This is a genomic window from Mycobacterium sp. E3247, assembly GCF_001667785.1.
In the GTDB taxonomy this organism is placed as follows: Bacteria; Actinomycetota; Actinomycetes; order Mycobacteriales; family Mycobacteriaceae; genus Mycobacterium.
In genome coordinates, this window is record NZ_LZJG01000219.1 from 1 (window position 1) to 1,687 (window position 1,687).

The window sequence follows — 1,687 nt, forward strand, 5'->3', positions numbered from 1 at the left end:
ATGCGGGTAGCTGCCTGAAATAGAGTGCCGTCCCATGGACGGATTCGAAGGTCGCGGAACGGTGGTCACCGGCGGGGCGAGCGGTATCGGTCTGGCCACGGCCACCGAATTCGCCCGCCGGGGCGCCCGCGTGGTGCTGTCCGACGTCGATCAGCCCGGCCTGGAGCAGGCGGTAAACCACCTGCGCGCCCAGGGATTCGACGCCCACGGCGTGGTGTGCGACGTCCGGCATCTCCACGAGATGGTTCACCTCGCGAAAGAGTCTTTCCGCCTGCTCGGCCGCGTCGAGGTCGTCTTCAGCAACGCCGGCATCGTGGTTGCCGGTCCGATCGCGCAGATGACCCACGACGACTGGCGCTGGGTCATCGACATCGACCTATGGGGCAACATCCACGCCGTCGAGGCGTTCCTGCCGCGACTGCTCGAGCAGGGCACGGGCGGCCACATGGCTTTCACCGCATCGTTCGCCGGCCTGGTTCCGAACGCGGGCCTGGGAACCTACGGCGTCGCCAAATACGGTGTGGTCGGCCTGGCGGAGACACTCGCGCGGGAGGTCCGGGACAACGGTATCGGCGTTTCGGTGTTGTGCCCGATGGTCGTGGAGACCAAGCTGGTCTCCAACTCGGAACGGATCCGGGGCGCCGACTACGGGCTGTCGTCTTCGCCGAAGGCGGCGGACGGGACGCTCCCTACCCAGGACGAGGGCGTCGGCGTCGACGACGTCGCCCGGCTCACGGCGGATGCGATCCTGGCCAACCGCCTGTACGTGCTGCCACACGAAGCCGCCCGCGCCTCGATTCGTCGCAGGTTCGAGCGCATCGACCGAACCTTCTCCGAGCAGGCCGCCGAGGGGTGGAGCCACTAGCCGGCCGGACCCAGGCGGTAGGCGCCCGTCTGCGGGTCGTGATACCAGCCGCTCGCCGCGTGAGTCCCGCCATCGACGTGCAGGGTCTGCCCGGTCAGATATGACGACATGCGGGATGCCAGAAACACTGCGACGCCGGCGATTTCGTCGACATGACCGGGGCGCCCCAGCGGCACCACGTGGCCGATCCCGCTCAGCGCGGCGTCGCCGCCCAGCTGCGCCAGGCCTTCGGTGAGCGTGATGTCGGGCGCGATCGCGTTGACCCGGATGCCGTGGGGCGCCACTTCCAGCGCGGCGGTCTGGGTGTAGTTGATGACGCCCGCCTTGGCCGCGGCGTAGGCCGCGTAGCCCGGCGCCGCGCGCACGCCCTCGATCGAGGTGACCGAGATGATGCTGCCGCCGACGCCCTCGGACACCATCTGTCTCGCGACGCGCTGCGTACACAGCAGCACGTGGCGCAGGTTGGCCCGGTAGAGCGCATCCCAGCCGTTCTCACTGGTTTCCAGCAGCGGCGAGGAGAACACCCCGCCGGCGTTGTTGACCAGGATCGTCGGGGTGCCCAGTTCGGCGTTCGTGCGCTGCAGCGCGTCGTCGACCTGGGCGCTGTCGCGCACATCGGCCACGATGCCCAGCGCCCCAATGGATTCCGCGGCCTGCGCGCAGGTCTGCGGCTCACGTTCCCAGATCGCGACCGACGCACCGAAGGCCGTAAGGCCGGCGGCGATGCCGCGACCGATGCCCGCTCCCCCGCCGGTGACCACCGTTCCGCGACCTTCGAATCCGTCCATGGGACGGCACTCTATTTCAGGCAGCTACCCGCAT

The 1,687-nt window shown here is 69.2% G+C and carries 2 protein-coding genes; one reads left to right on the forward strand and one right to left on the reverse strand.

Going from position 1 to position 1,687, the window contains the following annotated elements; translation table 11 throughout:
* Window positions 1–34: 34 nt before the first annotated feature.
* Window positions 35–865 (forward strand): SDR family NAD(P)-dependent oxidoreductase, encoded by an 831-nt coding sequence (locus tag A9X04_RS11850; protein ID WP_067920524.1) that lies wholly within the window; start codon window positions 35–37, stop codon window positions 863–865.
* Here the strand turns inward: A9X04_RS11850 and A9X04_RS11855 are convergent.
* Entirely contained in the window at window positions 862–1,653 is a 792-nt protein-coding gene (locus tag A9X04_RS11855) for an SDR family NAD(P)-dependent oxidoreductase (RefSeq protein ID WP_067920526.1), read from the reverse strand. The genes A9X04_RS11850 and A9X04_RS11855 overlap by 4 nt on opposite strands.
* Window positions 1,654–1,687: the final 34 nt, after the last annotated feature.